The organism is Clavibacter sp. MX14-G9D (assembly GCF_032917815.1).
Lineage (GTDB): Bacteria > Actinomycetota > Actinomycetes > Actinomycetales > Microbacteriaceae > Clavibacter > Clavibacter michiganensis_K.
In genome coordinates, this window is sequence record NZ_JAVCVL010000423.1 from 1 (window position 1) to 728 (window position 728).

The 728-nt window shown below is 79.4% G+C and carries 1 protein-coding gene; it reads left to right on the forward strand.

Annotated features, from left to right (window positions below):
* Nucleotides 1-660: molecular chaperone (locus Q6969_RS16085; protein WP_317231337.1), on the forward strand; the 660-nt coding region annotated here is incomplete at its 5' end.
* Nucleotides 661-728: the final 68 nt, after the last annotated feature.

Here is a 728-nt window from a genome sequence, read left to right on the forward strand (position 1 = left end):
GCGGGCGCGCTCGCCCGCGCCCACTACCTCGCCCGCGTGGCGGCCTGGCGGGGCGCGACGCCGGGCGGCGACCCGGGGCTCGATCCCTGGTCGCCCGAGCTGGTGCGCCGCGCTCCTCGCGAGATCCGCTGGCTCCTCGCGAAGGCCCTGGCGGAGGAGGCGACGGCCCGGGCGGCGGCCTCGCTCGGCATGGGCGCGACGATCTTCCACGACGTCCGTCCGCTGACGGGCGCCGGCAAGGTCGACCACGTCGTGCTCGCGCCCGCGGGCCTGTTCGCCCTGAGCTCCGAGGACTGGGGCGTCGCCGTCCAGCTCGTGCGCGGGGAGCTGCAGCCCGTCGTGCCGGATCCGGACGGCGCGTTCGCCGCGGGCGACGCGCCCGTCACGTGGCTGGTCGGCGCCGCCCGCTCCCTGGCCGCCTCCGCGGGGGTCCGGTTCGCCGCCGCCGTGGTCGTGGTGCCGGACGACGCGCTCGCCCAGCCCGTGGAGCGCGTGGAGCGCGGCCGCAACCGCGGCGCGCTGGTCGTCCGGCGGTCGGTGCTCCCGCTCGTGCTCCGCGACGGCGTGTCGGAGGAGGGTCGTCTGAGCGTCGCGGATCCCTACGCCGTCCGCGCGCTGCTCCGCGAGCGCCTGACGCTGCTCAGCCCCGCCGCCCCCTGACCTCACCTGCGCCGGGTGCGGCGCGCGGCGGTCCCGTTCGGGAGCCGGACCGGTCCCGCACCGGCGAG